This window comes from Streptomyces gilvus, assembly GCF_022513565.1.
Taxonomy (GTDB): domain Bacteria; phylum Actinomycetota; class Actinomycetes; order Streptomycetales; family Streptomycetaceae; genus Streptomyces; species Streptomyces gilvus.
Genome location: NZ_JAKWBE010000018.1, coordinates 15,866 through 39,726, shown reverse-complemented (window position 1 = coordinate 39,726; position 23,861 = coordinate 15,866). Strand labels below are relative to the sequence as shown.

Annotated in this window: 23 protein-coding genes and 2 pseudogenes; 13 read left to right on the top strand and 12 right to left on the bottom strand. The window is 73.3% G+C overall.

Annotation, left to right across the window (positions count from 1 at the left end; translation table 11 throughout):
- The first annotated feature begins 110 nt into the window (after positions 1-110).
- The 4 genes and pseudogenes from MKW14_RS25715 (at position 111) to MKW14_RS25700 (ending at position 2,913) form a co-directional block, all read left to right on the top strand.
- Positions 111-1,352, top strand: a complete 1,242-nt coding sequence (locus MKW14_RS25715; RefSeq protein WP_240865754.1) for an ROK family protein — start codon at positions 111-113, stop codon at positions 1,350-1,352.
- Positions 1,353-1,372: 20 nt separating this feature from the next.
- Positions 1,373-1,828, top strand: coding sequence for an RpiB/LacA/LacB family sugar-phosphate isomerase (locus MKW14_RS25710; protein ID WP_240865751.1), 456 nt, complete (start codon positions 1,373-1,375; stop codon positions 1,826-1,828).
- Positions 1,829-1,853: 25 nt separating this feature from the next.
- A pseudogene (locus MKW14_RS25705) lies at positions 1,854-2,351 on the top strand (ketol-acid reductoisomerase); the annotation flags it as partial.
- A 34-nt stretch (positions 2,352-2,385) separates the two neighbouring features.
- The gene (locus tag MKW14_RS25700; RefSeq protein ID WP_240865746.1) at positions 2,386-2,913 is read left to right on the top strand and encodes an SMI1/KNR4 family protein; all 528 of its coding nucleotides are present in this window, start codon (positions 2,386-2,388) and stop codon (positions 2,911-2,913) included.
- 45 nt (positions 2,914-2,958) lie between these two features.
- Here the strand turns inward: MKW14_RS25700 and MKW14_RS25695 are convergent, their stop codons facing one another.
- Together MKW14_RS25695 and MKW14_RS25690 are read right to left on the bottom strand one after the other, a co-directional pair.
- Positions 2,959-3,543, bottom strand: coding sequence for a DUF4865 family protein (locus MKW14_RS25695; RefSeq protein ID WP_240865744.1), 585 nt, complete (start codon positions 3,541-3,543; stop codon positions 2,959-2,961).
- 11 nt (positions 3,544-3,554) lie between these two features.
- Complete coding sequence (locus tag MKW14_RS25690; protein WP_374116596.1) at positions 3,555-4,130, bottom strand: TetR/AcrR family transcriptional regulator; 576 nt, start codon at positions 4,128-4,130, stop codon at positions 3,555-3,557.
- 164 nt (positions 4,131-4,294) lie between these two features.
- Here MKW14_RS25690 and MKW14_RS25685 point away from each other — a divergent pair, with 164 nt between their 5' ends.
- Genes MKW14_RS25685 through MKW14_RS25675 form a run of 3 tightly spaced genes read left to right on the top strand, consistent with a single transcriptional unit; the run spans position 4,295 to position 7,880 of the window.
- The gene (locus MKW14_RS25685; protein ID WP_240865741.1) at positions 4,295-4,576 is read left to right on the top strand and encodes an SHOCT domain-containing protein; all 282 of its coding nucleotides are present in this window, start codon (positions 4,295-4,297) and stop codon (positions 4,574-4,576) included.
- Complete coding sequence (locus tag MKW14_RS25680) at positions 4,573-5,322, top strand: ABC transporter ATP-binding protein (RefSeq protein ID WP_240865739.1); 750 nt, start codon at positions 4,573-4,575, stop codon at positions 5,320-5,322. Before MKW14_RS25685 ends, MKW14_RS25680 begins: the two co-directional genes overlap by 4 nt.
- Positions 5,319-7,880 carry an ABC transporter permease gene (locus MKW14_RS25675; protein ID WP_240865737.1) on the top strand — a complete coding sequence of 854 codons (2,562 nt, stop codon included), beginning with the start codon at positions 5,319-5,321 and terminating at the stop codon, positions 7,878-7,880. The genes MKW14_RS25680 and MKW14_RS25675 overlap by 4 nt, the downstream gene beginning before the upstream one ends.
- Positions 7,881-7,921: 41 nt before the next feature.
- On the opposite strand, the gene MKW14_RS25670 is transcribed toward MKW14_RS25675, so the two are convergent.
- Together MKW14_RS25670 and MKW14_RS25665 are read right to left on the bottom strand one after the other, a co-directional pair.
- On the bottom strand, positions 7,922-8,452 hold the full coding sequence (locus tag MKW14_RS25670) for an ATP-binding protein (protein ID WP_240865735.1): 531 nt from the start codon (positions 8,450-8,452) through the stop codon (positions 7,922-7,924).
- 214 nt (positions 8,453-8,666) lie between these two features.
- A complete protein-coding gene (locus MKW14_RS25665) occupies positions 8,667-8,990 on the bottom strand; it encodes a hypothetical protein (protein ID WP_240865733.1) in 324 nt (107 codons plus the stop codon).
- 327 nt (positions 8,991-9,317) lie between these two features.
- On the opposite strand from MKW14_RS25665, the gene cds1 reads away from it, so the two are divergent.
- Positions 9,318-10,442 carry an L-cysteine desulfhydrase Cds1 gene (cds1, locus tag MKW14_RS25660; protein ID WP_240865731.1) on the top strand — a complete coding sequence of 375 codons (1,125 nt, stop codon included), beginning with the start codon at positions 9,318-9,320 and terminating at the stop codon, positions 10,440-10,442.
- A 49-nt stretch (positions 10,443-10,491) separates the two neighbouring features.
- On the opposite strand, the gene MKW14_RS25655 is transcribed toward cds1, so the two are convergent.
- Both MKW14_RS25655 and MKW14_RS25650 read right to left on the bottom strand, forming a co-directional pair.
- Positions 10,492-10,962 (bottom strand): SRPBCC family protein, encoded by a 471-nt coding sequence (locus MKW14_RS25655; RefSeq protein ID WP_240865728.1) that lies wholly within the window; start codon positions 10,960-10,962, stop codon positions 10,492-10,494.
- A 92-nt stretch (positions 10,963-11,054) separates the two neighbouring features.
- Positions 11,055-11,873 carry a DeoR/GlpR family DNA-binding transcription regulator gene (locus MKW14_RS25650; protein WP_240865726.1) on the bottom strand — a complete coding sequence of 273 codons (819 nt, stop codon included), beginning with the start codon at positions 11,871-11,873 and terminating at the stop codon, positions 11,055-11,057.
- 396 nt (positions 11,874-12,269) lie between these two features.
- On the opposite strand from MKW14_RS25650, the pseudogene MKW14_RS25645 reads away from it, so the two are divergent.
- Positions 12,270-13,004 (top strand): annotated as a pseudogene (locus MKW14_RS25645) (hypothetical protein); the annotation flags it as partial.
- A 434-nt stretch (positions 13,005-13,438) separates the two neighbouring features.
- The gene (locus MKW14_RS25640) at positions 13,439-13,705 is read left to right on the top strand and encodes a hypothetical protein (RefSeq protein WP_240866045.1); all 267 of its coding nucleotides are present in this window, start codon (positions 13,439-13,441) and stop codon (positions 13,703-13,705) included.
- On the opposite strand, the gene MKW14_RS25635 is transcribed toward MKW14_RS25640, so the two are convergent.
- From MKW14_RS25635 to MKW14_RS25620, 4 genes are all read right to left on the bottom strand, one after another.
- The gene (locus tag MKW14_RS25635; RefSeq protein WP_240865723.1) at positions 13,702-16,143 is read right to left on the bottom strand and encodes a right-handed parallel beta-helix repeat-containing protein; all 2,442 of its coding nucleotides are present in this window, start codon (positions 16,141-16,143) and stop codon (positions 13,702-13,704) included. The genes MKW14_RS25640 and MKW14_RS25635 overlap by 4 nt on opposite strands.
- 111 nt (positions 16,144-16,254) lie before the next feature.
- Positions 16,255-16,860 carry an Rv1733c family protein gene (locus tag MKW14_RS25630; RefSeq protein WP_240865721.1) on the bottom strand — a complete coding sequence of 202 codons (606 nt, stop codon included), beginning with the start codon at positions 16,858-16,860 and terminating at the stop codon, positions 16,255-16,257.
- A gap of 243 nt (positions 16,861-17,103) precedes the next feature.
- Positions 17,104-17,931, bottom strand: coding sequence for an MOSC domain-containing protein (locus tag MKW14_RS25625; RefSeq protein WP_240865718.1), 828 nt, complete (start codon positions 17,929-17,931; stop codon positions 17,104-17,106).
- 43 nt (positions 17,932-17,974) lie between these two features.
- A complete protein-coding gene (locus MKW14_RS25620) occupies positions 17,975-18,409 on the bottom strand; it encodes a DUF6643 family protein (protein ID WP_240865715.1) in 435 nt (144 codons plus the stop codon).
- 310 nt (positions 18,410-18,719) lie between these two features.
- Between MKW14_RS25620 and MKW14_RS25615 the strand changes: the two genes are divergently transcribed.
- Positions 18,720-20,063, top strand: coding sequence for a TerD family protein (locus tag MKW14_RS25615; RefSeq protein WP_240866030.1), 1,344 nt, complete (start codon positions 18,720-18,722; stop codon positions 20,061-20,063).
- 4 nt (positions 20,064-20,067) lie between these two features.
- Here MKW14_RS25615 and MKW14_RS25610 read toward each other — a convergent pair whose 3' ends face one another.
- Positions 20,068-21,243, bottom strand: a complete 1,176-nt coding sequence (locus MKW14_RS25610; protein ID WP_240865713.1) for a glycosyltransferase — start codon at positions 21,241-21,243, stop codon at positions 20,068-20,070.
- 57 nt (positions 21,244-21,300) lie between these two features.
- Between MKW14_RS25610 and MKW14_RS25605 the strand changes: the two genes are divergently transcribed.
- Both MKW14_RS25605 and MKW14_RS25600 read left to right on the top strand, forming a co-directional pair.
- On the top strand, positions 21,301-22,086 hold the full coding sequence (locus tag MKW14_RS25605; RefSeq protein ID WP_240865712.1) for a glutamate racemase: 786 nt from the start codon (positions 21,301-21,303) through the stop codon (positions 22,084-22,086).
- Positions 22,087-22,191: 105 nt separating this feature from the next.
- The gene (locus tag MKW14_RS25600) at positions 22,192-22,734 is read left to right on the top strand and encodes a hypothetical protein (protein ID WP_240865709.1); all 543 of its coding nucleotides are present in this window, start codon (positions 22,192-22,194) and stop codon (positions 22,732-22,734) included.
- Between the two features lie 22 nt (positions 22,735-22,756).
- Here the strand turns inward: MKW14_RS25600 and MKW14_RS25595 are convergent, their stop codons facing one another.
- Positions 22,757-23,767 carry an O-antigen ligase family protein gene (locus MKW14_RS25595; protein ID WP_240865707.1) on the bottom strand — a complete coding sequence of 337 codons (1,011 nt, stop codon included), beginning with the start codon at positions 23,765-23,767 and terminating at the stop codon, positions 22,757-22,759.
- Between the last annotated feature and the right edge of the window lie 94 nt (positions 23,768-23,861).

Sequence of the window (23,861 nt, the reverse complement as noted above, 5' to 3'; positions counted from 1 at the left end):
TGCTCGGGGAAGACGGGCGGGCGGCTGTCCCGGACCCGCACCGGGATCGTGTACGGCAGGCTCGGTCGCCTGTGGCCCCGGCGTCTGCGGATCATGGGAGACTCGCCCTCATGAGCGGCAAGGCGGACCCCCGGCCGGCGGGGGAAGGGACCACCTCGAGGACGCGGCTGGACCGGGGGCGCGGCGCGCTCGGGCCCGCGTTGGAGCTCGTGCACACCGGGCGTGCGCCGACCCGGGCCGTGCTCACCGCCGAGCTCGGGGTGACCCGGGCGACGGCCGGTGCGGTCGCCGCCGAGCTGGAGGCGCTCGGGCTGATCAGGGTCGACGCCCGGCCCGGCGCGGCGGCCGGATCGCAGGGCAGGCCCTCGCACCGGCTGGCGGTCGCCGACGAGGGGCCGGTCGTGCTCGCCGCCCAGGTGCACGCCGACGGGTTCCGGGCGGCGCTGGTGGGCCTCGGCGGACGGATCGTCGCCACCGCGCCCGGCTGCGAGACCGTCGACGCCGACCCGGCCAAGGTGCTCGGCTCGGTCGTCGAGGCGGGCGCGGAGCTGCTGCGGGAGACGGGACGGCGCTGTGTCGGCGCCGGTCTCGCCGTACCGTCCGCCGTCGCCGAACCCGACGGTCTCGCCCTCAACCCCCTCCACCTGGCCTGGCCCGTCGGCGCCCCCGTCCGGCGGATCTTCGCGGAGCGGGTGCGCGCGGCCGGGATCACCGGACCGGCCTTCGCGGCCAACGACGTCAACCTCGCCGCCCTCGCCGAGCACCGGCACGGCGCCGGCCGCGGCGCCCGTGACCTGCTGTGCGTGGCCACCGGACACCGGGGCGTGGGCGGCGCGCTGGTCCTCGACGGCCGTCTGCACACGGGCAGTTCGGGTCTGGCGCTGGAGGTCGGCCATCTCACCGTCAACCCCGCGGGCCGCCCCTGCCACTGCGGCAGCCGCGGCTGTCTGGACGTCGAGGCCGACCCGCTGGCCCTGCTGACGGCCGCCGGGCGTGCTCCGGGCCCGGCGGACTCCCTGCTCAAACAGGCCGACGACCTGGTCCGCGACCACTACGCCGACCCGACCGTCCGTACGGCCGCCGAGACCCTCATCGACCGCCTCGGCCTGGGCCTCGCCGGCCTGGTCAACATCCTCAACCCCGACCGCATCATCCTCGGCGGCCTGCACCGCACCCTCCTCGACGCCGACCCGGACCGGCTGCGCGCCGTCGTGGCCGACCGCAGCCTGTGGGGGCAGAGCGGCAGCGTCCCGATCCTGCCCTGCACCCTGGACCACAACAGCCTGGTCGGCGCGGCGGAGTTGGCGTGGCAGCCGGTGCTGGACGATCCCCTGGCCGCGCTCGGAGCCTGAGCGCGACGTACGCTCGGGGCATGCGGATCTCCGTCTCCTCCGACATGGACGAACCCGTGGCGCGCTCGCTCGTCGCGCAGCTGACCGAGCGGGGCCACGAGGTCGTGACACACGGCGCGCTCAGCCCCGGCGACGACCCCCAATGGGCCGCCTGCTCGGCGGCGGCCGCCCGGGACGTCGCCTCCGGCGCCTCGGACCAGGCGGTGGTGTGCTGCTGGACCGGCACCGGCGCCTCCATCGCCGCGAACAAGGTCCCGGGCGTACGGGCCGCCCTGTGCACCGACGCCTACACCGCGGACGGCGCCCGCCGCTGGAACGACGCCAACGTGCTCGCCCTCAGCCTGCGGCTGACGTCGGAGCCGCTGCTGAAGGAGATCCTCGACGCCTGGTTCGCCGGTGAGGCCGGCGCGGACACCGAGGACCGGCAGAACGTGGAGCGCGTCGAGCGTCTCGACGCCGGCAGAACCACCCCCTGACTCACCGCCCCACACTCCACAGCGCGGCCACGAACTGCGCAGCGTGATCCTCGCCGAACGGCGGCTGGGCAGCCGCCCGATGAGCGAGATCGGGGGCTCGCCGATGTGGTCGGTCAGCGAGCGCGTACACGCCCGGCGCGCCGAGCGCGACCTGCCCGTCGACCCGTTCACCGCAGGCGTGTTCGTCGCCACGATGACCGCCCAGATCGACGAGTTCGCCGAGCGCGGCCACCCCTGGTCGGAGATCGTCAACGAGTCCGTCATCGAGGCCGTCGACTCCCTGCTCCCGTACATGCACGCCCGCAACGTCGCCCACATGGTCGACAACTGCTCCCGCACCGCCCGCCTCGGCACCCGCCGCTGGGGTCCCCGATTCCAGTCCGCCTACGAGCAGATCGCCTACCCGGCAGCCGAAAACCCCGCCGACGCGGCACTGTTGGACGCCTTCGACACCCACCCCGTCCACAAGGCCCTGGCGTCGGCGGCGAAACTGCGCCCCTCGGTGGACATCTCCGTGGCCTAGACCGAGTGTCAGTGGCGGCGGCTAACCTGCGCGCATGATCGAGACAACCGGCGACGACCGCCGCTTTCCGCCCGCTCTGGTCGCCGTGGCGCAGGTGGAGTTCGACTACGACGACGGCGAGGGCGTCGACTTCGAGCCGTACGACGCCTTCGACTCCGCCGAGGAGACCACCGACTGGCTGCGCAACTGGACCGGCAACCGGGACGTCGACGGTGACGCCTACCGGGTCTTCGGGCAGGACGGCACCGGCGGTCTGGCCGCCCTCTGGTGCGTGCGACCCGGGCGACCGCTCCCCGAACAGCCCGTGGTGTTCCTCGGTTCGGAGGGGGAGCGGGGCGTGGTCGCCGGCAGCCTCTCCGACTTCCTGTGGCTGCTGGCCGACGGCCTCGGACCGCTGGAGGTCGTCGAGTTCGGCCGACGCGACGCCCGACCGAACGCGGAGCTGACGAAACTCGCCGAACGGCACGCCACGTCCGCGCACCGCCCGCCGGATGAGATCATCGCCGAGGCCCAGGCGGAGTTCGCGACCTTCTCCGACGACCTCGACGCACTCTGCCGCTGAGGCCGGTCCCCGGAGGGCCGGCGCCACTCACCGTGCGGACCGCACTCACCACTGCCGCCCTCGGGCCAACCGCTCCCGACCCGGTGCCGACGTGTGCAGCACCTGGAACACATCGCCCTCGGCCTTGGGCGCGTCGTGCTCCCAGAGGGAGAAGTGGACGAACTCCCAACGGCTCGTGTCCACGGCGGCAGCCGCCAGCACCGCCCCCTCCTCCCCGGCCAGCCGCTCGGTCTCCCGCGCCGCGTCGCCCATGACCTCGGCCAACTCCACTCCCTCCGGCACGAGTCCGTCCCCGCGCACCGCGAACCGGGCGGGTGAACCGGCGGCCCTCCCCTCCTCGTACGCCACTCCCGACCACTGCCGCACCGACGGCCGCCCGAAGTCGTTGCTGAGGCCCTGGAAGGCGCCGCCCCAGAGGAAGGTGTTCATGCCCTCCATCGTGTTCCAGAGGTAGAAGGGCGCGTACTGGTTGACCGGTGACCCGAACTGCCCGCGCTCGCGCAGGAGATACGCCTTGAGACCCAGCCCCTCCCAGTCGTCCAGCAGATGCCCGATCCGCGCGACACGGGCACGGATGATGCCCGTGTCGTAGTCGGCTGGCAGGGTCAGCTCGTACTGCATGGCGTGCATCCGGTGCCTCCTCAGGCCGGGGGTGCGAGCAGGGAGAGCAGTCCGCGGACGCCGGCGTCGAAGGCGGCGGGGGAGCCGGAGGCGCGGGCCAGGACGTAACCGCCCTGCACGGTCGCCAGAACCGTCGCGGCGATCTCCTCGCCGTCCAGCGCGGGCCCGAACTGGCCCTGTTCCTTGCCCTCCTCGACGATCCCGGCGATCAGCTCGCGGATGGCGTCGAGCGTCTCGTCGACCGGGGCGCGCAGTTCGTCGCTCGCGACGACGTCCGGGTCCATGGTCAGTCGGCCGACCGGGCAGCCGCGCAGCACGTCGCGCTCGCGCAGCAGATACGCCTCGATGCGCTCGTACGGCGTCCCCGGCCCGCCGAGTACTCCCTCGGCGGTGGCCCGCATCTCCTCGGCCGTCCGCCGGATCGCCGCGAGCGCGAGATCCGGCTTGCCCTTGAAGTGGTGGTACATGCTGCCCTGTCCGGCGCCCGCCCGCTCCAGGATCGCCTTCGGGCTGGTGCCCACGTAGCCGCGCTCCCACAGCAGCTCACGCGTGGATTCGACGAGTCGGTCCGCAGTGCTCATGGGATCACTGTACATACTAGTAGTTACAGTGGTCGAGGGTGGGGAGGAAGCAGCGCGGCAAGGCGCTCGTACTCCCCGGGAGGTAGGCGCACTGCCGCTGGCCGTACGACGACCCGGACCCCCTCCCGGCGCGAGTCTCGAGGCATCACCGCAGGACCCTCTTGAGGAGATGACCCGAGATGCAGACCCTCGCTGACTGGCACGGCGGCCCCGGCCCCTGGATCCTCTTCTTCCCGCTGATCTGGGCGGCCGTCGTCATCGGCGTCGCCACCTTCCTGCGCCGCACGGTCCGGCGCGGCCGCCGCGGACCCTGGCACCCGGTGGACGACCGGCCCACCGGCGACTCGCCCCTCGCCGTACTCGGCCGGCGCTTCGCCTCCGGTGAGATCGACGAGGACGAGTACTGGCGCCGGCTGTCCGTCCTGGACGAGCAGTTCGGCCGCAAGGGCGGTGCCGCATGACGACCGCGACCACCGTGCGCACGGCCGCCCGCGTCGTCGACGCCGTGAAGGTGTACGGCCGCGGCGACACCGAGGTCAGGGCCCTGGACGGGGTGAGCGTCGACTTCCCGGCCGGCCGTTTCACCGCGATCATGGGCCCCTCGGGGTCCGGGAAGTCCACGCTGATGCACTGTGCGGCCGGCCTCGACACGCTCACCTCCGGCACCGCCCACATCGGCGACACCGACCTCGGCACCCTGGACGACCGCCGGCTCACCCTGCTGCGCCGCGACCGCGTCGGCTTCGTCTTCCAGGCGTTCAACCTGGTGCCCACGCTGACCGTCGCCGAGAACATCACCCTGCCCCTGGACCTCGCGGGCGGCAGGGGCGACCCGGAGTGGATCGACGCGCTGATCGACGTCGTCGGCCTGCGCGACCGCCTGCACCACCGGCCCGCCGAACTCTCCGGCGGCCAGCAGCAACGCGTCGCCGTGGCACGGGCGTTCGCGGGCCGTCCGGACGTCGTCTTCGCCGACGAGCCGACCGGCAACCTCGACTCCCGGGCGGGTGGGGAGGTCCTCGGCCTGCTCGGCCGCACCGCGCGCGAGACCGCCCGCACGGTGGTCATGGTCACCCACGACCCGGTGGCCGCCGCGCACGCCGACGAGGTCGTCTTCCTCGCCGACGGACGCCTCGTCGACCGTATGGAAGCCCCGAGTGCCGACAGGGTCCTGGACCGGATGAAAGCCTTCGAGGTGCCGTCATGAACGCCGCCGTCCGTCTGAGCGTCACCTCGCTGCGCGCCCACAAGCGCCGCTTCGCCGGCACGTTCCTCGCCGTCTTCCTGGGCGTGGCCTTCCTGGGCGGCACCCTCGTCATGGGGGACACGCTCCGCGCCGGCTTCGGCACCATGTTCGGCGAAGCGGCCAGCGGCACGGACGCCGTCGTCCGCAGCACGGACACCATCACCACGCCCGGCGAGAGCCAGGGCGTACGGCAGCCGGTTCCCACCTCCCTGGCCGGCACCCTCGCCAAGGTGCCGGGCGTCGCGGCGGCCGAGCCCGACATCGAGGGCGTCGGCCAGCTCGTCGGCAGGAACGGCAAGGCCATCGGCGGCCAGGGCCCGCCCACACTCGCCGGGAACTGGATCACCGACCCGAAGCTGAACCCGTACCGGCTCGCCCAGGGCCGCATCCCACGGCGGACGGGCGAGGTCGTCGTCAACCGGGGCGCCGCGAAGAAGGGCGACCTGAGGATCGGCGACACCACGACACTGCGCACCCCGGACCCGGTCAAGGTGACCATCGTGGGCCTCGCGACCTTCGGCGGCGAGGACGGCATGGCCCAGGTGACCTTCACCGGCACGACCCGCGCCGACGCCGAGAAGTACCTCACGGCCAGGCCCGGACAGGCGGCGAGCATCGAGGTGCGGGCCGAACCCGGCATCGGGCAGAAGCAGCTCGTCGACCGCCTCACTCCCCTCCTGCCCAAGGGCGTCGAGGCGATCACCGGTCAGGAGTCGGCCCAGGAGAACACCGACATGATCTCCAGCCAGTTCCTGACGATCTTCACCACCTTCCTCCTCGTCTTCTCCGGGGTCGCCCTGCTGGTCGCGACCTTCTCCATCCACAACACCTTCGCGATCGTCGTCGCCCAACGCACCCGCGAGAACGCCCTGTTGCGGGCCCTCGGCGCCTCACGCCGCCAGGTCACCGCGACCACCCTGGTCGAGGCCACCGCCGTCGCCGTGGCCGCGTCGGCGGCGGGCCTCGCGGGCGGCATCGGCATCGCCGCCGGCCTGCAGGCCCTCTTCCCGGCCATCGGATTCCCCTTCCCCGACGGCGCCTTGGTGATCAGCGCGCTGTCCATGGCCCTGCCGCTCGCGGTCGGCGTCGTGGTCTGCCTCGGCTCGGCGCTCCTGCCCGCCGTACGCGCCGGCCGCACCGCCCCACTGGCCGCCCTGCGCGAGACGGCCGTCGACACCTCCGGCGCCTCCCGCACCCGCGCGGTCACCGGTCTGGGCCTGGCCGCCCTGGCGGTCGCGGCGACGCTCAGCGGAGTGCTGGTCTCACCGTCCGTGTGGACGGCGGGACTCGGTGCCGTACTCGCCCTGCTCGCGTTCGTGGTCCTGGGCCCGGTCGCCGCCACCACCGCCCTGCGCGTCCTCGGCGCGCCGCTGGGCAGGCTCCGGGGCGTCACCGGCGCTCTGGCCCGCCGCAACGCGCTGCGCAGCCCCCGGCGGACGGCCGCCACGGCCAGTGCGCTGATGATCGGCGTGGCGGTCGTGTCCCTGTTCACGGTCTTCGGCGCCTCGCTCAAGGCCACGATGGACCAGACCGTCTCGCGCTCCTTCGCCGGCGATGTGGCGGTCAGCACCCCGTCCTTCGGTGCGGGCGGCAGTGGACTGAGCCCCCGCCTGGCCGGAGCGATCCAGCGGCTGCCGCAGGTCGACACGGCCGTGGGCCTCGGCCGCGGAGTGGCGAAAGTGGACGGCGCGGGACGGGCCCTGACGGTCACCGACCCCGTCGCCCTCCAACGCACCTTCGACCTCGGCACCGTCCAGGGCTCCCTGCGCGACCTGGACACCGACGGCATCGCCATCGCCCGCAAGGAGGCGGCCCAACAGCACCTCACCACCGGCGACAAGGCCCAACTCACCTTCACCGACGGCAAGAAGGAGACCTTCACCGTCCGCGCCCTGTACGGCCGGTCCGAACTCGCCGGTGACTACGTCATCACCCGGGCGGCCTGGGCCCCGCACCGCACCCAGGACTCCGACACCCTGGTCGCCGTCACGTTCAAGAAGGGGGTGAGCGTGGACGCGGGCAAGGCGGCGGTGAAGCAAGTCGCCGCGCGGTACGGCAATCCCAGCGTCCAGACCCGCCACGAGTACGCGCAGTCCTCGGCCGGCGGCATCGACATGATGCTGACCCTCGTCTACGCGCTGCTCGCCCTCGCGGTCCTCATCGCCCTGCTCGGCATCGCCAACACGCTGACCCTGGCGATCCACGAACGCACGCGCGAACTGGGCCTGTTGCGGGCGGTGGGGCAGACCCGCGCGCAACTGCGGGCCATGGTCCGCTGGGAGTCGGTTTTGGTCGCCGCCTTCGGCACCGCCGGCGGGCTCGGCCTGGGCGCCTTCCTCGGCTGGGTCCTGGTCAAGGCCTCGGACGGCGCGAGCGACAGCAGCTTCGCCTTCGCGATCCCGCCCGCGCAGCTGCTCGTCGTGGCCCTGGTGGGCATCGCCGCGGGCGCCCTCGCGGGCCTCCGCCCGGCCCGGCGTGCGGCACGTCTGGACGTGCTGCACGCGATAGCCGCCGAATAGGCGTGCCGACGGGCCGACCCGCTCGGACGATCACCGCCCGGTCAACCGCCAACGGCTGACCGGGCGGGAGCAACTCCGGCCCGGTGGCCCTCGGCCACGGGCTCGACCTCGACGAACCGGCGCACCGGTTTCTCGGCCACGCGGCGCGGCGGACGGGCCGCTGCCGCGAGCGCGGCCGGCGCGGCGGGCAGGGTGAACCAGACGACCTTGCCCGACTCGCCGTCCGGGCGCACCCCCCAGCTCTCGCTGACGGCCGCCACCATGGCCAGCCCGCGCCCGCTCGTGGCGGAGGACTCCACGTCCCGCACCTCGGGCAGCCGGGGGTCGTGGTCGCGCACGGAGACGGTGAGCCGGTCCAGCAGCAGCTCGATCTCCACCGTGCAGACCTTGTCCGGCTGGGCGTGCCGGTGCACATTGCTCAGCAGTTCGGTCAGACCGAGCGCCGCACGGTCTATGAGGGCGTCCATATGCCAGTAGCGCAACTGCGCTGAAAGGATTCTGCGGACCTGGCCGATCCGCGACGGCAGGGCTTGGAGCTCCACCGTGCAGTGCCTGCTTGGGTGACTGATCACGGCTGCGACTCCCCGACGTGAGGTCCGGAAGAACACGGGATTCGGATCCAGCAGCGGGCCGGTGAGAAACGGACGGCTGCTGTCGTGCCCGGCGGCTGGTTCGCAGCGTTGTCGCCGGTAAACCCAGAGTGACGTGAGACCAGCGTGACGCAGGGGGTGCCAGAGCGCAACTCATCGTGAGGAAGTCGTCGCCCTCCGTCGCCGGACCACGCCGTCAGCCTCCGCGCCCCGCGGCCCGCCGCACGGCCTCGATGAACCGGCGTGCCGCGGGCGGCCCCGGCTCGCCCGGCGCCGGATCGTGCTCGCCCAGGGTCAGCGTGTACCGCGTGCCGTTGAGGTCCGCGAGCGCGCGGTCCTCCGCCGCGAACCAGGGCTTCGAGGCCCGTACGGCCTGCACCGGCGCGCTGTCGATCTCGCTGCCGTAGCTGGTGAGCAACTCGAGCCTGCCGTCGCTGATCCGGACCTGCCCGGCCCGGGTGAGCGAACGCAGCCGTTTCCCGATCCGCACGCCCGTCGCCGTGAACTCCGGCTCCGCCATGCCGCCCGCCCCCTCGTACGCGTCCGGTCGCGCCGGCCCCTGCGCCCACGTGGGCCCTGGCTCAGCGCGTTCGTGATCCAGTGTGCGTCCCCGTTCGGTGCAGTCTGCCCACACTCGGCGTCGAGCACCAGTGCGCACGACCCGTACGGCCCCGGCGCCCGGAGCACTCGCGCGAATGCGCCCCCACGCCCCCGCGCCGCTGCCCCAGGCCGTGCTTTGGGCTGCTCAAAGTGGTGTTTATGCAGGTGAGAAGCGTGCGCAAGGTGCATATGATCGGTGCGTCGGCAGCGCGATCCGCTGTCGGCGCGCAGCGTAAGGAGCCTCGTCGTGACCACCCCCCAGCAGACCCGGACCGGCGCGACCCTCGACGTCGACCACAGCGACGCCGACTATCGCGACTGGCTGAAAGAGGCCGTCCGGAAGGTGCAGGCCGACGCGAACCGTTCGGCGGACACGCACCTTCTCCGCTTCCCGCTCCCCGAGAGGTGGGGCATCGACCTGTACCTGAAGGACGAGTCCACCCACCCCACCGGCAGCCTCAAGCACCGCCTCGCCCGCTCGCTCTTCCTCTACGGCCTGTGCAATGGCTGGATCCGTCCGGACCGCCCGGTGATCGAGGCGTCCAGCGGCTCGACGGCCGTCTCCGAGGCGTACTTCGCGAAGCTGATCGGCGTGCCCTTCATCGCGGTCATGCCCGCCACGACGAGCGCCGAGAAGATCCGCCTCATCGAGTTCCACGGCGGGCGGTGCCACTTCGTGGACGACTCGCGCCGGATGTACGAGGAGTCGGCCCGTCTGGCGGTGGAGACGGGCGGCCACTACATGGACCAGTTCACCTACGCGGAACGGGCCACGGACTGGCGCGGCAACAACAACATCGCCGAATCCATCTTCCGGCAGCTGGAGTTGGAGCGGTTCCCCGAGCCCGCGTGGATCGTCGCCACGGCCGGCACCGGAGGCACCTCGGCGACCCTCGCCCGCTACGTCCACTACACCCAGCGCGACACCCGCATCTGTGTCGCCGACCCCGAGAACTCCTGTTTCTTCGAGGGCTGGACCGCCGGCGATCCGGACGTCACCTGCGACTGCGGCTCGCGCATCGAGGGCATCGGCCGGCCCCGCATGGAACCGAGCTTCGTGCCCGGCGCGATCGACCGGATGATGAAGGTGCCCGACGCGGCCAGCGTGGCCGCCGTACGGGCGCTGGAGCGGGCCATCGGCCGCAAGGCGGGCGGCTCGACCGGCACCGGGCTGTGGAGCGCGCTGAAGATCGTCGCCGAGATGGTGGCGCAGGGGCGGCGGGGGAGCGTGGTGACCCTGCTGTGCGACCCGGGCGACCGCTACCTCGACAAGTACTACTCGGACACGTGGCTCGCCGAACAGGGCCTGGACATCGAGCCGTACGCCAGGGCGATCGACTCCCTGCTGCAGACGGGCGTGTGGCCCTGCTAGGGCCTGGTGCGCCCGCCCGGCATGCCCCGCGACGTTTCCGCGGCGGGCGCTAACCCTGCAGGCGTCGGTCCAGGGACACGACCGCGTCGCGGAAGGCTCGGCCGAGGCCCGCGCGGGCCGCCTTCAGGGCGAAGCGGAAGAGGGGCGTCCCGTCCGCGCCGAACGTCCACTGCACCCGGGTGCCGGTCCCGGCCGGCAGGAGCCGCCACTCCTCGGCGAGGGCGCGGGCCCCGGGCGCGTTGGTCACGTCCACCCGGTAGGCGTACACCTCCGCCTCCTTCGCCGCGATCACCGTCTCCCGGAAACGCCCGCCGCCCCGGAGCCGGATGTCACGCCCGGCACCGCCGTCGATCGCGCGGGCGTGCGTCACCGCCGCGAACCACTCCGCCCACCCCGGCACGTCGTCGTTGAGGGCGTGGAAGACCGCCTCGGGCGACGCGGAGATCTCCCGCGCGAACACCAGCCGTACGGGAGCGGTGTCGACGAAGTCGAGTCCGACGGGACGCAGACGATGGGCCATGGACGTGAACCCCCTTGACGGAAAGGGCGGTTGACCGGGGCAACGTCACGATAACTGGCGGTCCGTCAGATGTCAGCACCGCCCGAGCGGGATCAGTCCCCCTCCTCGCCCGCCACCACCAGCCGCCGCAGATGCTCGGCGATCTCCTCGCGCGCCTCACCCGGCAGCCCGGCGTCCGTCACCAGCGTGTCGACCTGCTCCAGCGCGGCGAACGAACTCAGCCCCACCACACCCCACTTGGTGTGGTCGGCGACCACCACGACCCGCCGCGCCGACTGCACCAGACGACGGTTGGTCTCCGCCTCCGCGAGGTTCGGCGTGGACAGGCCGGCCTCGACCGATATCCCGTGCACACCGAGGAAGAGCATGTCGAAGTGGAGCGCCGCGATCGCCTGGTCGGCAACCGGTCCCACGAGCGAGTCGGACGGGGTGCGCACCCCGCCGGTCAGCACCACCGTGGCCGCGCCCTGCCGGGGACCCGTGGTGCGCTGCGCGGCGTGGAAGACGTCGGCCACCCGCACCGAGTTGGTCACCACCGTCAGATCGGGCACGTCGACCAGCTGGTGCGCCAGCGCGTACGTCGTCGTACCGCCCGACATCGCGATCGCCGTGCCCGGCGTGACCAGCTCGGCCGCCGAGCGCGCGATGTCCTCCTTGGCCGTCAGCTCCAGACCCGACTTGGCCTCGAAACCCGGCTCGTGCGTGCTCGCCTCGACCACCGGCACCGCGCCGCCGTGCACCTTCTCCAGCACGCCCTGCCGGGCCAGCGCGTCCAGATCACGGCGCACGGTCATGTCCGACACGCCGAGCTTGCGCGTCAGCTCGTTCACACGAACCCCGCCCCGGCGCCGCACCTCGTCCAGGATCAGGGAGCGCCGCTGCTCCGCGAGGAGGTTCTGATTCTCACTCACGTACGCTCCGGTCCTTCCGCCTCAATCAGCCCGCCACGCCCACTCCGACGAGGGCATTCTTTCCCGCATCCGGTGCGCGGGAGGTCCCATCCTCGCACGTGCCCCCGCCGATGACGCCACCGACCGGCACGCCGATCCCCGCCACCCGCGCCACACGGCCTCCTCGTACGCCACACGTATCGGGGAAATTCCGTGAGAAGAGGTGTACGCCGCCGCCCCAGCGGCAACCCTTGTGCCCGCACGGACACAAGCCGACGGCACGTCACGGGGGAAGTGCGAACAGTGGAACGTGCGCAGGGACGTGTCTCGAAGGCCGATCCCGCCGAGGGGCCCGGGGGATCCGGGATCGCCCTGGAACCGCTGCTCCACGGCGTGGGCGGGACGACACCGTAGGAGATGCTCGACGATCCGCGCACGGTGCGGATCGCCGGCGACGACACGGCGGCCCCCTTCCGGCGCGCCGGGGACGTCGACGCGGACGACAGACCCGACGACCACCGGGGCGGCCCGGTCCCGGAGGCGTACGTCTGGTGCAATCTCACCTTCGGGAACAGCACCCGCGCCCTGTGGCTGTTGCCGCTGCCGTTCATGGTGGTCAACCTCGCCCACTGGATGCGGCCCACCGTGCGGGGCCGGTCACGCACGGTGCGCTGCTACGGACTGCTGGTCCGCCTGGTCGGTCTGACCCTGACGGTGCTGCTGGTCGCGGCCGCCTGCGAGGTGGCCCTCGACGTCGCCGCCTGGCAGCGCGCGGGCACGCACGCGTGCGCCGTGCGGCACTCCTGGCTGGGCTTCCTGTCGCCCGACTCGCCCCACGGCTGGTGGAGCAGACCCGGGCGCCGCCTCGCGCTGGCCGCCGTCGTACCCGCCGCGCTCACCGGACTGCTGTGGTACCTCTCCCGCCGCACCTGGAGCGCGTACGAGTCGGTGCGGCCGGTCCCCCAGGTCGGCGAACCCGACGAGGACGGCGACCCCACCTCCCTGGGCCGCCCCGGATTCTGGTACAGCCGCCGCCCGGTCGCCCGGCTGCGCGCCGCCCACACCGCCGCCGGAATGCTGAGGGTCGCCGTCGCCTCGTCCGCCACGCGCTTCGACCGCGGACCGGACGGTCCCGCCGCACTCAGCTCCCTGCACCGCGAGGTCGACTGCTGGCGCAACCTCTTCCGGCTGACCGACCCCATCGGCGGACCGGTCCGCCTGTCCGGCGACTGTGGCCCCGAAGTGGACCGTCCCCCGCTGAAGGACCCCCTCGCCTACGGCCGTGCCGCCCGGCACCCGCTGCCCGCCCCGATCCTCGGCCACTCCGACTACCAGGCCGACCCCGCCTTCGCCGAGGAACGCGCACGCCTCCTGGCCCGGCTCGGCCCACGGCTCCCCGCCCCACGCGAGCGGGAGAAGCGGCCCAACAGCGTCGCGGAGCCCGTCGCCCACTCCGAGCTCACCCCGCCCCGGGCCCCGCACGTCTACATCGCGGCCGTGCCCCCGCGCACCGCACGGGCCACCGCCCCCGAACTGCGGCAGGCGGCAGCCCTGGCGCTGGTGTCGGCGGTGGCCTTCCTCGTGGCGTGGGCCTGCACCCGTGGTGCCGTCGCGGGGTCGAGCGGCACGGCGCGCTGGCGCCGTCCGACACCGCTCAGGTCGTCGCCGCCGTCGGCGCCACCGGCCTGGGCATCGGCTCCGCCATCGCCTCCGTGGTCAAGGCGATCGCCCTGCTCACCCGCGCACGGCCCGCCCCCGCCCACACCCGCGTCCCCGCGGCGCCGCGTGCCCACGGCGCAGAACCGTCCGCACCGGATCCCGACGCCGTGGCGGACACCGGCGGGACAGTCTAGGACCGGTCCGGGAGGTCCTCCGGGAAGAGCAGCGTCAGGTCGTCCGTCGACGGCTCCGCGACCTGGGCGACCCGGCCCGCGTGCCGTTCGACCATGGCCTCGAAGGTCTGCCGTGCGGTGCGGCCGTTGCCGAACGCCGCGCCCTTGGGGATCTCGGTGAAGTAGCGCAGCAGCGCCTCGGCGGTACCGTCCGCCAGCCGGTACTCGTGCTCCTCGGCCTGCTGCTCCACGATCCGCAGCAGTTCCTCGGGGCTGTAGTCGCTGAAGGTGATGGTCCGCGAGAAGCGGGAGGCCACACCCGGGTTGACCGACAGGAAGCGCTCCATCTCGGCCGTGTAGCCCGCGACGATCACCACCACCGCGTCCCGGTGGTCCTCCATCAGCTTCACCAGGGTGTCGATGGCCTCCTTGCCGAAGTCCCGGCCGGAGTCCTCCGGGGACAGCGCGTAGGCCTCGTCGATGAACAGCACCCCGCCGCGGGCCCGGTCGAAGGCCTCCTGGGTGCGGATCGCGGTGGAGCCGATGTGCTCGCCGACCAGGTCGACGCGGGAGACCTCGACGAGATGGCCCTTCTCCAGGACGCCGAGGGAGGCGAGGATCTCGCCGTACAGCCGGGCCACGGTGGTCTTGCCGGTGCCGGGGGAGCCGGTGAAGACCAGGTGCCGCTTGACCGAGGCCGCCTTCAGGCCCGCCTGCCGACGCCGTCGCCCCACCTCGATCATGTCGGTGAGGGCGCGCACCTCGCGCTTGACGCTGTCCAGTCCGACCAGCCCGTCGAGTTCGCCGAGCACGGCCTTCGACGTGCGCACCGGCTGCTCCGGCTCGACGGCGGCCACCAGGGGCTCCTGCTCCGTGATGCGCTGCCCGGGGATCGAACCCAGCAGACCGGGGGACTGGCTCACGGTCTCCACGGCGGTCTCGCGCGCCACGGGCGGTCGCAGCCCGCCGCCGCTCTCGTCGCTGGTGCAGTCCTCCACGACGGGCCCGCTGCCGGGCGCCGCGTCGGGACCGGCCTCCGCGAACTCGTAACCGCCGCGCGCGCACCGCTCCGTACGGCACTTCCTGAGCGTCGTACGGCAGCCGTCGATCACATGGAAGCCGTAGCCGCCGCTGCCCGTCACCCGGCAGTTGAGGAAGCTGCCCCGGCCGCCCGCGGAGACGTAGAAGCCGGCCTCGGCGGGGGAGTCGACCGTGCACCGCTCGATCGTGGGGTCCGCGCCCTTGGTGACGATCACGCCGGTCTGGACGGAGTCCACGGTGCAGTTGTTGAGCGTGCCGCCGCTGCCGTGGTCGCGGAACCAGGCGCCGGTCGCCGCGTCCCGGATCCGGCAGTCGTCGAGCTGGGCCGTCGCCCCGTCGCTCACCGACACGGCCGTGTTGCGGACCTGGGAGAGGTCGCTGTCGACGACGTCCGCGCGCGAGCCGCGGTCCAGCACGAACAGCGCGTCCGGCACGTCGTGCACCCGGCAGGAGTCCAGGACCGCGGTGGCGCCGTCACTGACCCACACCGCCGGATAGTCGCCGGTGCTGTCGAAGATCTCGCACTGGTTGGCGTCCACGCGCGTGCCCGGGTCCCACACGGACAGTCCGTTGCGCCCGAACTGACGCACCGTCGTGCGGGTCAGGGTGAGCACCGAACGCGAGCGCAGGTCGACCGCGTTCTCCGGGATGTCGTGGATGCGGCAGTCCTCCAGCGTGAGCACCGCGTCGGTGTCGAGCGTGACACCGTCCGTCGTGGTGCGGTGCACATCGCAGTCCGTCAGATGCGCGGTGGCGCGAGCGGTGACCTGGACGCCGCTGCCGCGCACCTCGTACACCTCGCAACCCACCGCCTCCAGCGCCGAGTTCTCCCCGGTCGCCGACAGGCCCGAGCCCGAGGCATGGTGGATCCGGCAGCGCTCCAGTCGCGGGTGCGCCCCGCCGCGGACGGCGACACCGGACTGGCCGGCGGCCACCACCTCGCACTCCTCGAACACCCCGCTGCCGCCGTCGAGTACGGCGATGCCGACGCCGGCCGGGTTGTCGACGGTGCAGCGGCGCACGGTCGGACGCGCGCCGCCGCGCACCTCGATGCCGGCCGCGGAGCGGGTGACGATCCGCACGTCCAGCAGCTCCGGGGTGCCCTCCTCGACCAACAGGGCGGGCGCGGCGGCGTCCTGGCCCTCCACGTGCAGGTCCTGGACCACCGCGGAGGCGCGCACGGTCAGCGGCACCCCGTCCATGGGCGCGATCCGCACCGAGCCGGGGGAGCCCTCGGGGCCGCGCAGGGTCACCGCCCGCTGCACCACGAGGTTCTCCCGGTAGGTGCCGGGAGCGACGGTGAGGACGTCACCGTCCGCCGCGGCCTCCAGGGCGGCGGCGAGCGACGCGTACTCACCCGTGCGGCGCCGCCACCGCGATGTGCCGGTGTGCGTCACCTGGACCGTGCCCTGTGCCATGGCGTTGCCGTGCCCCCACCTCGTCGTACGCGGGTTTGTGCTGCCGAAGAAGCTCGGCCGGTCCACCGTAGCGTGCGCGCGGGTGGTGGGTTGACCAGAGCCGTCAGGCCGTCAGCTGCCGGTGCCGGTCCGGCCCCAGTCCGGGCCCGCCTTGTCCCAGGCCTGGTCCCAACGGGCGTAACGGCGGCGGACCATGCGCCAGACGATCATCCGGCGGCCGCCCTCGACGGCTCCGGCGGTCAGCAGGGCGGCGCCCAACCCGGCCAGCACCGCGTGGGTCGTGGCCGTCGCGGAGTCCAGCGGGCGGGCCACTATGCGGCCGTGCGCGTCGGTCCATATGCGGAAGTGGTCGCCGTGGTGCGGCGACGTGAGGGCCGCGAGGGCGGCGCCCCGCCGGGCGGTGCCGTCCGGGGCCGTCCAGTCGGCGAGGACGCGACTGCGCAGGTCCCTGCCCGAGGAGGTCTCGGGATCGCTGTCCAGCGCGGAACTGTCCAGCTTGCGCACCACGGTGGCCGTCAGCGGATGCCGGGCCGCCTGCTGGTCCTTCGCGGCCCGCTGCAGGGCGTCCTGGGCGACACCGCCGACGAGCGAGCCGATCACGGGCGCGGCGACCAGGATCAGCAGCAGGGCCACCAGAGCCACCCACGCCTCGACCAGATCGCTCGTGCGGCGCAACGGATTGTGCCGCCAACGCCAGAGTCCCCGGATTGCTCGCACCGTGCCGCACCCCCTTCCCGCTCCGTGATAACTCCCGGCGGAGGCGTTCACCTTGAGTCCCGGTCAAAGAGAGAGGGAAATCACCTGCGACCGGGGCCTCTCATGAACTTCTCACGAACAGCCCAACGCCCGCTCCCCGGCAGGGGTTCCCGCATCATCCGCCCTGTCCGGATCTTTCTCCGTGAGCGGACACACCGGCATCAACTCCAGAACCGATGGCATCAACTGCAGGAGCGACGGCCTCTACTCCAGGACCGTGACCGGGTCGCCTACCCGGATCGTGCCGCGGGAGAGGGGCACGAGGTTCTGCCCGAAGGCCAGCTTGCCGTCGATGTGCCGGTGCCGCCCGAGCGTGCGCAAGGGCTCCCTGCCGCGTACGGCGGTGTCCTGGTCGGTGGTGGTCACCACGCAGCGCCCGCACAGCTTGGCGACACGGAAGGCGACCTCGCCGATGGCGATGCGCCGCCAGCCGTCCTCGGCCCAGGCGGGGGCGCCCGTCACGACCACGTTCGGCCGGAAACGGCTCATGGGCAACGGTCCCTCGGCCGGGTGGGCGCCTTGCGCGATCAGGGAGTTGAGGGCGTCGAGGGAGGCGTCCGAGGTGAGCAGCAGCGGGAAACCGTCGGCGAAGGTGACGGTCTCACCCGGCAGCGCGTAGTCGGGATCCACGGGCCGGCGCGTGGCCGGATCGTCCATGTGCACCAGACGCGTACCGGCGCCGAGGTACGCGCTGCACCACGCGTGTGCGGCCGGATCCTCGGCCGGTACGCCCTCGACCTTCTCACCGAAGATCTCCACCGGGATCGTGCCGGCCGGGCGGGGGACCGGCACGGTCAGCGGATCCGTCCCGGGCGCGGAGACACGGATGCCGCCGCCGGGCAGGAGCTCGGCGGCGGCCAGTGCGAGGCGCGGCTGCTGACGCTGTGTGACGACCTTTCCCCCGTCGTCGACCAGGGTCCAGCGCCGGTCCCCGGCCAGCCCCCAGGGCTCCACGACGGCCTCCCGGGCCGCGACGGCCCGGAACGCCTTGACCGGATGGACGTGAATCGAGTGCAGCAGCGTGTTCCCCATGCGGCCATCGTGCCAGGCCGCGTGGGCGGCCCGGCAGGACGGCTCAGTAGCCCCGGTACTGCTGCTGGTTGTTGTACGGGTCCTGGTACGGGGCAGCGGCGGGCCGCGGAGCGGCCGGACGCATCGCCTCGTAACCGGCGCCGCCCGTCATCGGACGCATCGGCTGCTGCTGCTGGGGGCCGGGGTAGCCCCTCGGAGCCGTGGCCTGCTGCGGGATGTACGCGGCGGGCGCCTGCTGCAGCGGAGAAGGCTGCTGCGCCTGCGGGTAGCCGTAGGAGGGCTGGGAGGGGCCCGCCGGAAGGGCGGGCAGGGCCGACGGCAGCGCGGGCAGGCTGCTGCCGGGCATGTCGTAGGCGGCGGGGACCCGGATCGGGGCGATCTGCGGGGTGCCCCGCTCGGCGACGAGCTTGTCGTAGATCGGGGTGTCCGGGAAGGCGGAGTAGTAGCCACCGCCGTAAGTGGAGCGGGGGGAGGTCATGGCACATAAGTTAAGCCCACGATGTGCTGGTTGGGGAGACCGATAAGAAGGTTGTTTTCCGTGTCCGCAGTGACTCGGGAGCCGCAATGCGAGCGAAGGCGGCAAAATAGGACGGCGAACAGGGTTCTGATCCGGTAAAGCCCATGTTCCGGGCGGGTTACCGGCGGGTCGGTCCGATGTCGCCCGGTGCTCCTCATGGGACTTCGCCGTCCTGGGGAATAGGTTGTGCGAATAGGTCGTGCGAAAGGCGCGCCGAACGGCCGCCGGACCCGCACTGGCGCGGTGACACGTGATGGGGGCGGACATGTCGATGTCGAAAGGCTCGAACACACCGGTGCCGCAGACGGCGCTGCGGGTGGAACTGGGCTGGCGCTCCGGCCCGGGCGTGCCCGACGCGGACTCCTCGGCGCTGCTGCTCGTGGGCGGAAAGGTCCGCTCCGACGGCGACTTCGTCTTCTACAACCAGCCCGTGCACTCCTCCGGCGCGGTGCGGCACGAGGGCAAGCGGGACGCCGGCGGCCGCGTCAACGACACCCTTCTCGTCGACCTCGCGCGCGTGGAGCCCGCGATCGAGACCATCGTGCTCGCCGCCTCCGCGGACGGCGGCACCTTCGGGCAGGTCCCGGGCCTGTACATCGAGGTCCGCGACGCGGCGCGGAACACCGTGGCCGCCCGCTTCGACAGCGACGGCGCCACCGTCGAAACCGCTTTCGTGCTCGGGGAGTTCTACCGCCGCAACGGCGCCTGGAAGTTCCGCGCGGTCGGCCAGGGCTACAGCAGCGGCCTCGAAGGACTCGCGACGGACTTCGGCATCACGGTGGACGAACCCCAGCACGCGGCCCCCACGCCGGCACCCCCGGTGACCATGCAGCCGCCCGTCGCCCCACCCGTGACGATGGCGCCCCCCTCCGGCCCGCCCGTACCCGTGCCGCCCCCCTCCGGCCCGCCCGTTCCCCTGGCGCCCCCGGTCGGGCCCCCGGCTCCCGTGCAGCCCCCGGCCCCGCCCACCGCGCCGGTCCGTCTGTCCAAGGTCACGCTCACCAAGGCGGCACCCGCCGTCTCCCTCGCCAAGCAGGGCGGCACCTCCGGCGCGATGCGGGTGAACCTCAACTGGCAGGTGCGCAAGCAGTTCTCGGGCTGGGGCAGCAAGCGGGGCCGCGCGGTCGCCATGCACGCCGACCTCGACCTGGACCTGTGCGCCCTGTACGAACTCACCGACGGCAGCAAGGGAGTCGTCCAGGCACTGGGCAACGCCTTCGGCTCGCTGCACCGCCCGCCGTACATCCATCTCGACGGCGACGACCGCACCGGTGCCGTCGAGAGCGGTGAGAACCTCACCGTCAACCTAGACCACAAGCAGGACTTCCGGCGGATCCTCGTCTTCGTGACGATCTACGAGGGCGCGCGTTCCTTCGCCGACCTGCACGCCACGGTCACCCTCCAGCCGCAGTTCGGTGCCCCCATCGACTTCTCGCTGGACGAGTGCACGGTCCCTTCCACCGTCTGCGCCCTCGCCCTGATCACCAACACCGGAAGCGACCTGGTCGTCCAGCGCGAGGCCCGCTACCTGGTGCCCGAGCGCGGTGTCAGCCCGCAGCGGACCATCGACCACGCGTACGGCTGGGGCATGAACTGGACTCCCGGCCGCAAGTAGCGGTTCAGCCCTTGTCGGGCAGCGCGTCCGGGCGGGTGTAGGTGCGGCCCTTCCAGGCCGCGCCGCGGCCCCGGTAGTGCTGCACCGCCGAGTCGACCGTCATCAGCAGGTAGAGGAACGCGGTGAACGGCAGGAGGGGGGCGAGCCAGGGCGGCTGGTCGTAGTGGCGGAGCATCGGGAGGTACGTGCCCGTCATCACCAGCCATGCCAGGCCGCCCACGACGGCCGCCCTGGCGTCTCCCGTCGCCAGGCCCGCGATCAGGGACAGCGGCGGCACCAGATACACCAGGAGCAGTCCGAGGACCGTGCCGAGCAGCAGCAGCGGATTGTGCCGCAGTTGTGCGTACGCGCTGCGGGAGACCATGCGCCACAGGTCGTGCAGGCGTGGGTAGGGGCGCACGCTGTCGACCTTCTCGGCCAGCCCCAGCCAGATGTGCCCGCCGCCGCCCTTGACGGCCCGCGCGAGCGCGACGTCGTCGATGACGGCGTGCCGGATGGCGTCCGGGACGCGCGCCCGCTCGACGGTCTCGGCGCGCAGCAGGACGCAGCCGCCCGCCGCGGCCGCCGTCCGTGACCCCTTCCTGCCGATCCGGCGGAACGGGTAGAGCTGCGCGAAGAAGTAGACGAACGCCGGCACCACGAGCCGCTCCCACAGGCTGTCCACCCGCAGCCGGGCCATCTGCGACACCATGTCGAAGCCGCCGGTGCGGGCCGCCGCGACCAACTCCCGCAGGCTGTCCGGCGCGTGGGCGATGTCCGCGTCGGTCAGCAGCAGATACTCGGGCCCACGCGCGCGTGCCAGTCCGATCCCGTGCCGTACCGCCCAGAGCTTGCCCGTCCAGCCGGCCGGCGGTTCACCGGGGGAGTCGACGGTCAGGGGCAACCCGCCGTGCTCGCGCGCGAGTTCGCGGGCCAACTCCCCGGTGCCGTCGGAGCTGCCGTCGTCGACGAGGAAGACCTCGGCCCGCCCCGGATAGTCCTGCGCGAGCAGCGAGGGCAGGCTCTCGGCCAGTACGGCGGCCTCGTCGCGCGCGGGCACGACGACGCACACCGGCGGCCAGTCGCCGGGGTCCTCCCGGCGCGGCAGTCCGACGTCCGTGCGCCAGAACCAGCCCTGGCAGAGCAGCAGCCACAGCCAGGCGGCGAGGGAGACGGCGGCGGTCCACGCGATGGCGCTCACCCGCGCAGTCTGCCCCACTCGACCGGCCGGCAAGGCCCCATCGTCTATCGTGGCCGGGTGAAGATCGCGCTCATGGACTCCGGAATCGGTCTGCTGGCGGCCACCGCCGCGGTACGGCGTCTGCGCCCCGACGCCGATCTCGTGCTCTCCCTCGACCCCGACGGAATGCCCTGGGGACCCCGCACGCCCGAGGACCTGACCGAGCGTGCCCTGGCCGTCGCCGAGGCCGCCGCGGCGCACCGGCCCGAGGCGCTGATCGTCGGCTGCAACACCGCCACCGTCCACGCGCTGCCGTCCCTGCGTGCGCGTCTGGAGCCGGGGCTGCCCGTCATCGGCACCGTCCCGGCGATCAAGCCAGCCGCGGCGGGCGGCGGTCCGCTCGCGATCTGGGCGACCCCGGCCACCACCGGCAGCCCCTACCAGCGCAACCTGATCGCCGAGTTCGCCGGCGGGGTGACCGTCACCGAGGTGCCCTGCCACGGGCTCGCCGAGGCCGTGGAGCACGCCGACGAGGCGGCCATCGACGCCGCCGTCACCGCGGCCGCCGCCCTGACTCCCGAGGACGTGACGACCGTCGTCCTCGGCTGCACCCACTACGAACTCGTCGACGAGCGCATCCGCGCCGCCGTCCAGAGGCCCGGAAACCCGCCCCTCGTCCTGCACGGCTCGGCGGGCGCCGTGGCCGCGCAGGCCCTGCGCCGCCTCGGCGCCCAGCCCCTGCCCGAGGCCCCCGCCACCGGCACCCTGACGGTGCTGCTCAGCGGACGCGAGGGCGCCCTGCCCGCCGCCGCTCTCTCCTATGACGAAGGCCGCGTCCTGCAGGCGGTCAGCCCCGCGCGGTGACCGCCTGTCACCGTGCCGACGCCCTCGGTGGACAGTGGTCCGCTCGGCCGAGTCGCTCTCCGCGACGCGCTACCAGCGCAGCGAAAGCTGAGTAACCTCAAGGGTATGAGGGACCACCCCCACGGCGAGAGCGCCCACCCCGACGTCTGGACCGGACGCGCCACCAACCGGGTCCAGTGGCTGCTGGCGCTCGGCGGAGCGGCCTTCATGGCGCTGGGCGTCGAACTCGCCGTCGACTCCGCCTGGAACTCCGGCATCGCCCCGCTGGTGATGTCCGTGGTCGGCTGCATCGCCGCCGGGCTGCTGGTCATGTTCGGCACGCTCGCCTTCGTGCACGTGGACCTCAAGCTCGACAAGGAGTCCCTGGAGGTGCGCTGCGGCCACATCGGCGTGCCGCGCCGCCGCATCCCCCTCGACCATGTGGCCGGCGCCGAGTTCGCCCCGCACGTCACCCCGCGCCAGTGGGGCGGCTGGGGCTACCGCTGGCGGCCGGAGAAGGGCACCGCGGTCGTCGTACGGCGCGGTGAGGGTGTGGTGCTGCGCCTGTGGGACGGCCACACGTTCACCATCACCGTCGACAACGCCGAGACGGCGGTACGCGTCATCCGTGACCGCCTCCGCCCGAGCACACCCGGCACGACCCTCTGAGACCGGGGCTCGAGTCCAGCCCTCAGGGACCTCCCGGCGTCAGTCGGTCGTCCCGTGGTCGTACGTCCGTCTCCTGCCGCGGTGACGTGTCGGCCAGTGGGCGGGCGGTGGCCAGGCCCGCCAGCAGGCCCGCGCCCACCGACACGGCGGTGAAGCTCAGCGCGTTGCCGATGGCGGCGATCGCCGCGAGCGCCGTCAGGGCCGCGCCCGCGGTGAGCACGACGGGCGTCGGGCGCGGAGAGCGCCACAGCGTGTACAGCACCCAGCCGAACGCCGCCGCCAGCAGCCCCACCCCGACCACTCCCTGTTCCGCCGCCTGCTGCAGCAGCGCCGAGTGCGGCTTGCCGTCCGGGACCAGCGTGCGGGTGGCGGTCGAGCTCAGCTCACCGAAGCGGCCCGGCCCCACGCCCACGGCGGCGTTGCAGCGTGCCAGACGCAGGGCGTCCCGCCACAGCTGCACGCGGTGCTCGGTGAGGCCGCCGGCCAGGGACGCGGTGAGTCCGGCGGGCAGCCGGTTGCCGGCGACCGCCCAGGTCATCCCGCCCACCACGGCCGCCGCCCCGGCGAGGCCCGCCAGTCCCAGGCCGCGTCTGGTCATCCGGCCCGCCGCGAGCGAGCACAGCAGTACGGCGGCACAGGCCACGAACCCGCTGGTCGAGCCGAGCGCCGCCGCGGCCACCGTGATCCCGGCCGCCAGCGCGCCCAGCGCGTACCGCAGCCCCGGCGCCTCGGCGGCCCAGGCGGCACAGCACGCCCCACCGGCACAGAGGGTCAGCAGGGCGGCGGTGGCTCCCGCGTGCCCCAGCGGCCCGTCGATCTGCGGCCCCGGCGCGAGCCGCGGTACCGCGACGGCCAGGCCGAGCCCCGCCAGCGCCCCCGTGCACGGCGCGGCGACCGGCAGCAGCGCCCCGCAGATGCGGCCCGCGGAATAGCCGGCGGCCACGGCCAGCACCGCGAGCAGTACGCCCTCGGGGCGTCCCTCATGCACCGTCGCCGTGATCAGCGACCAGACGGCACAGGCGCCGAGCACCACGGCGCCCGTCGCGTCCGAAACGTTTCGTCCGTCGCCGTCCTCCCCGGGACCGACCGCAGACGTCCTCCCCGCTGAACCCACCCCGCCCCCCGGA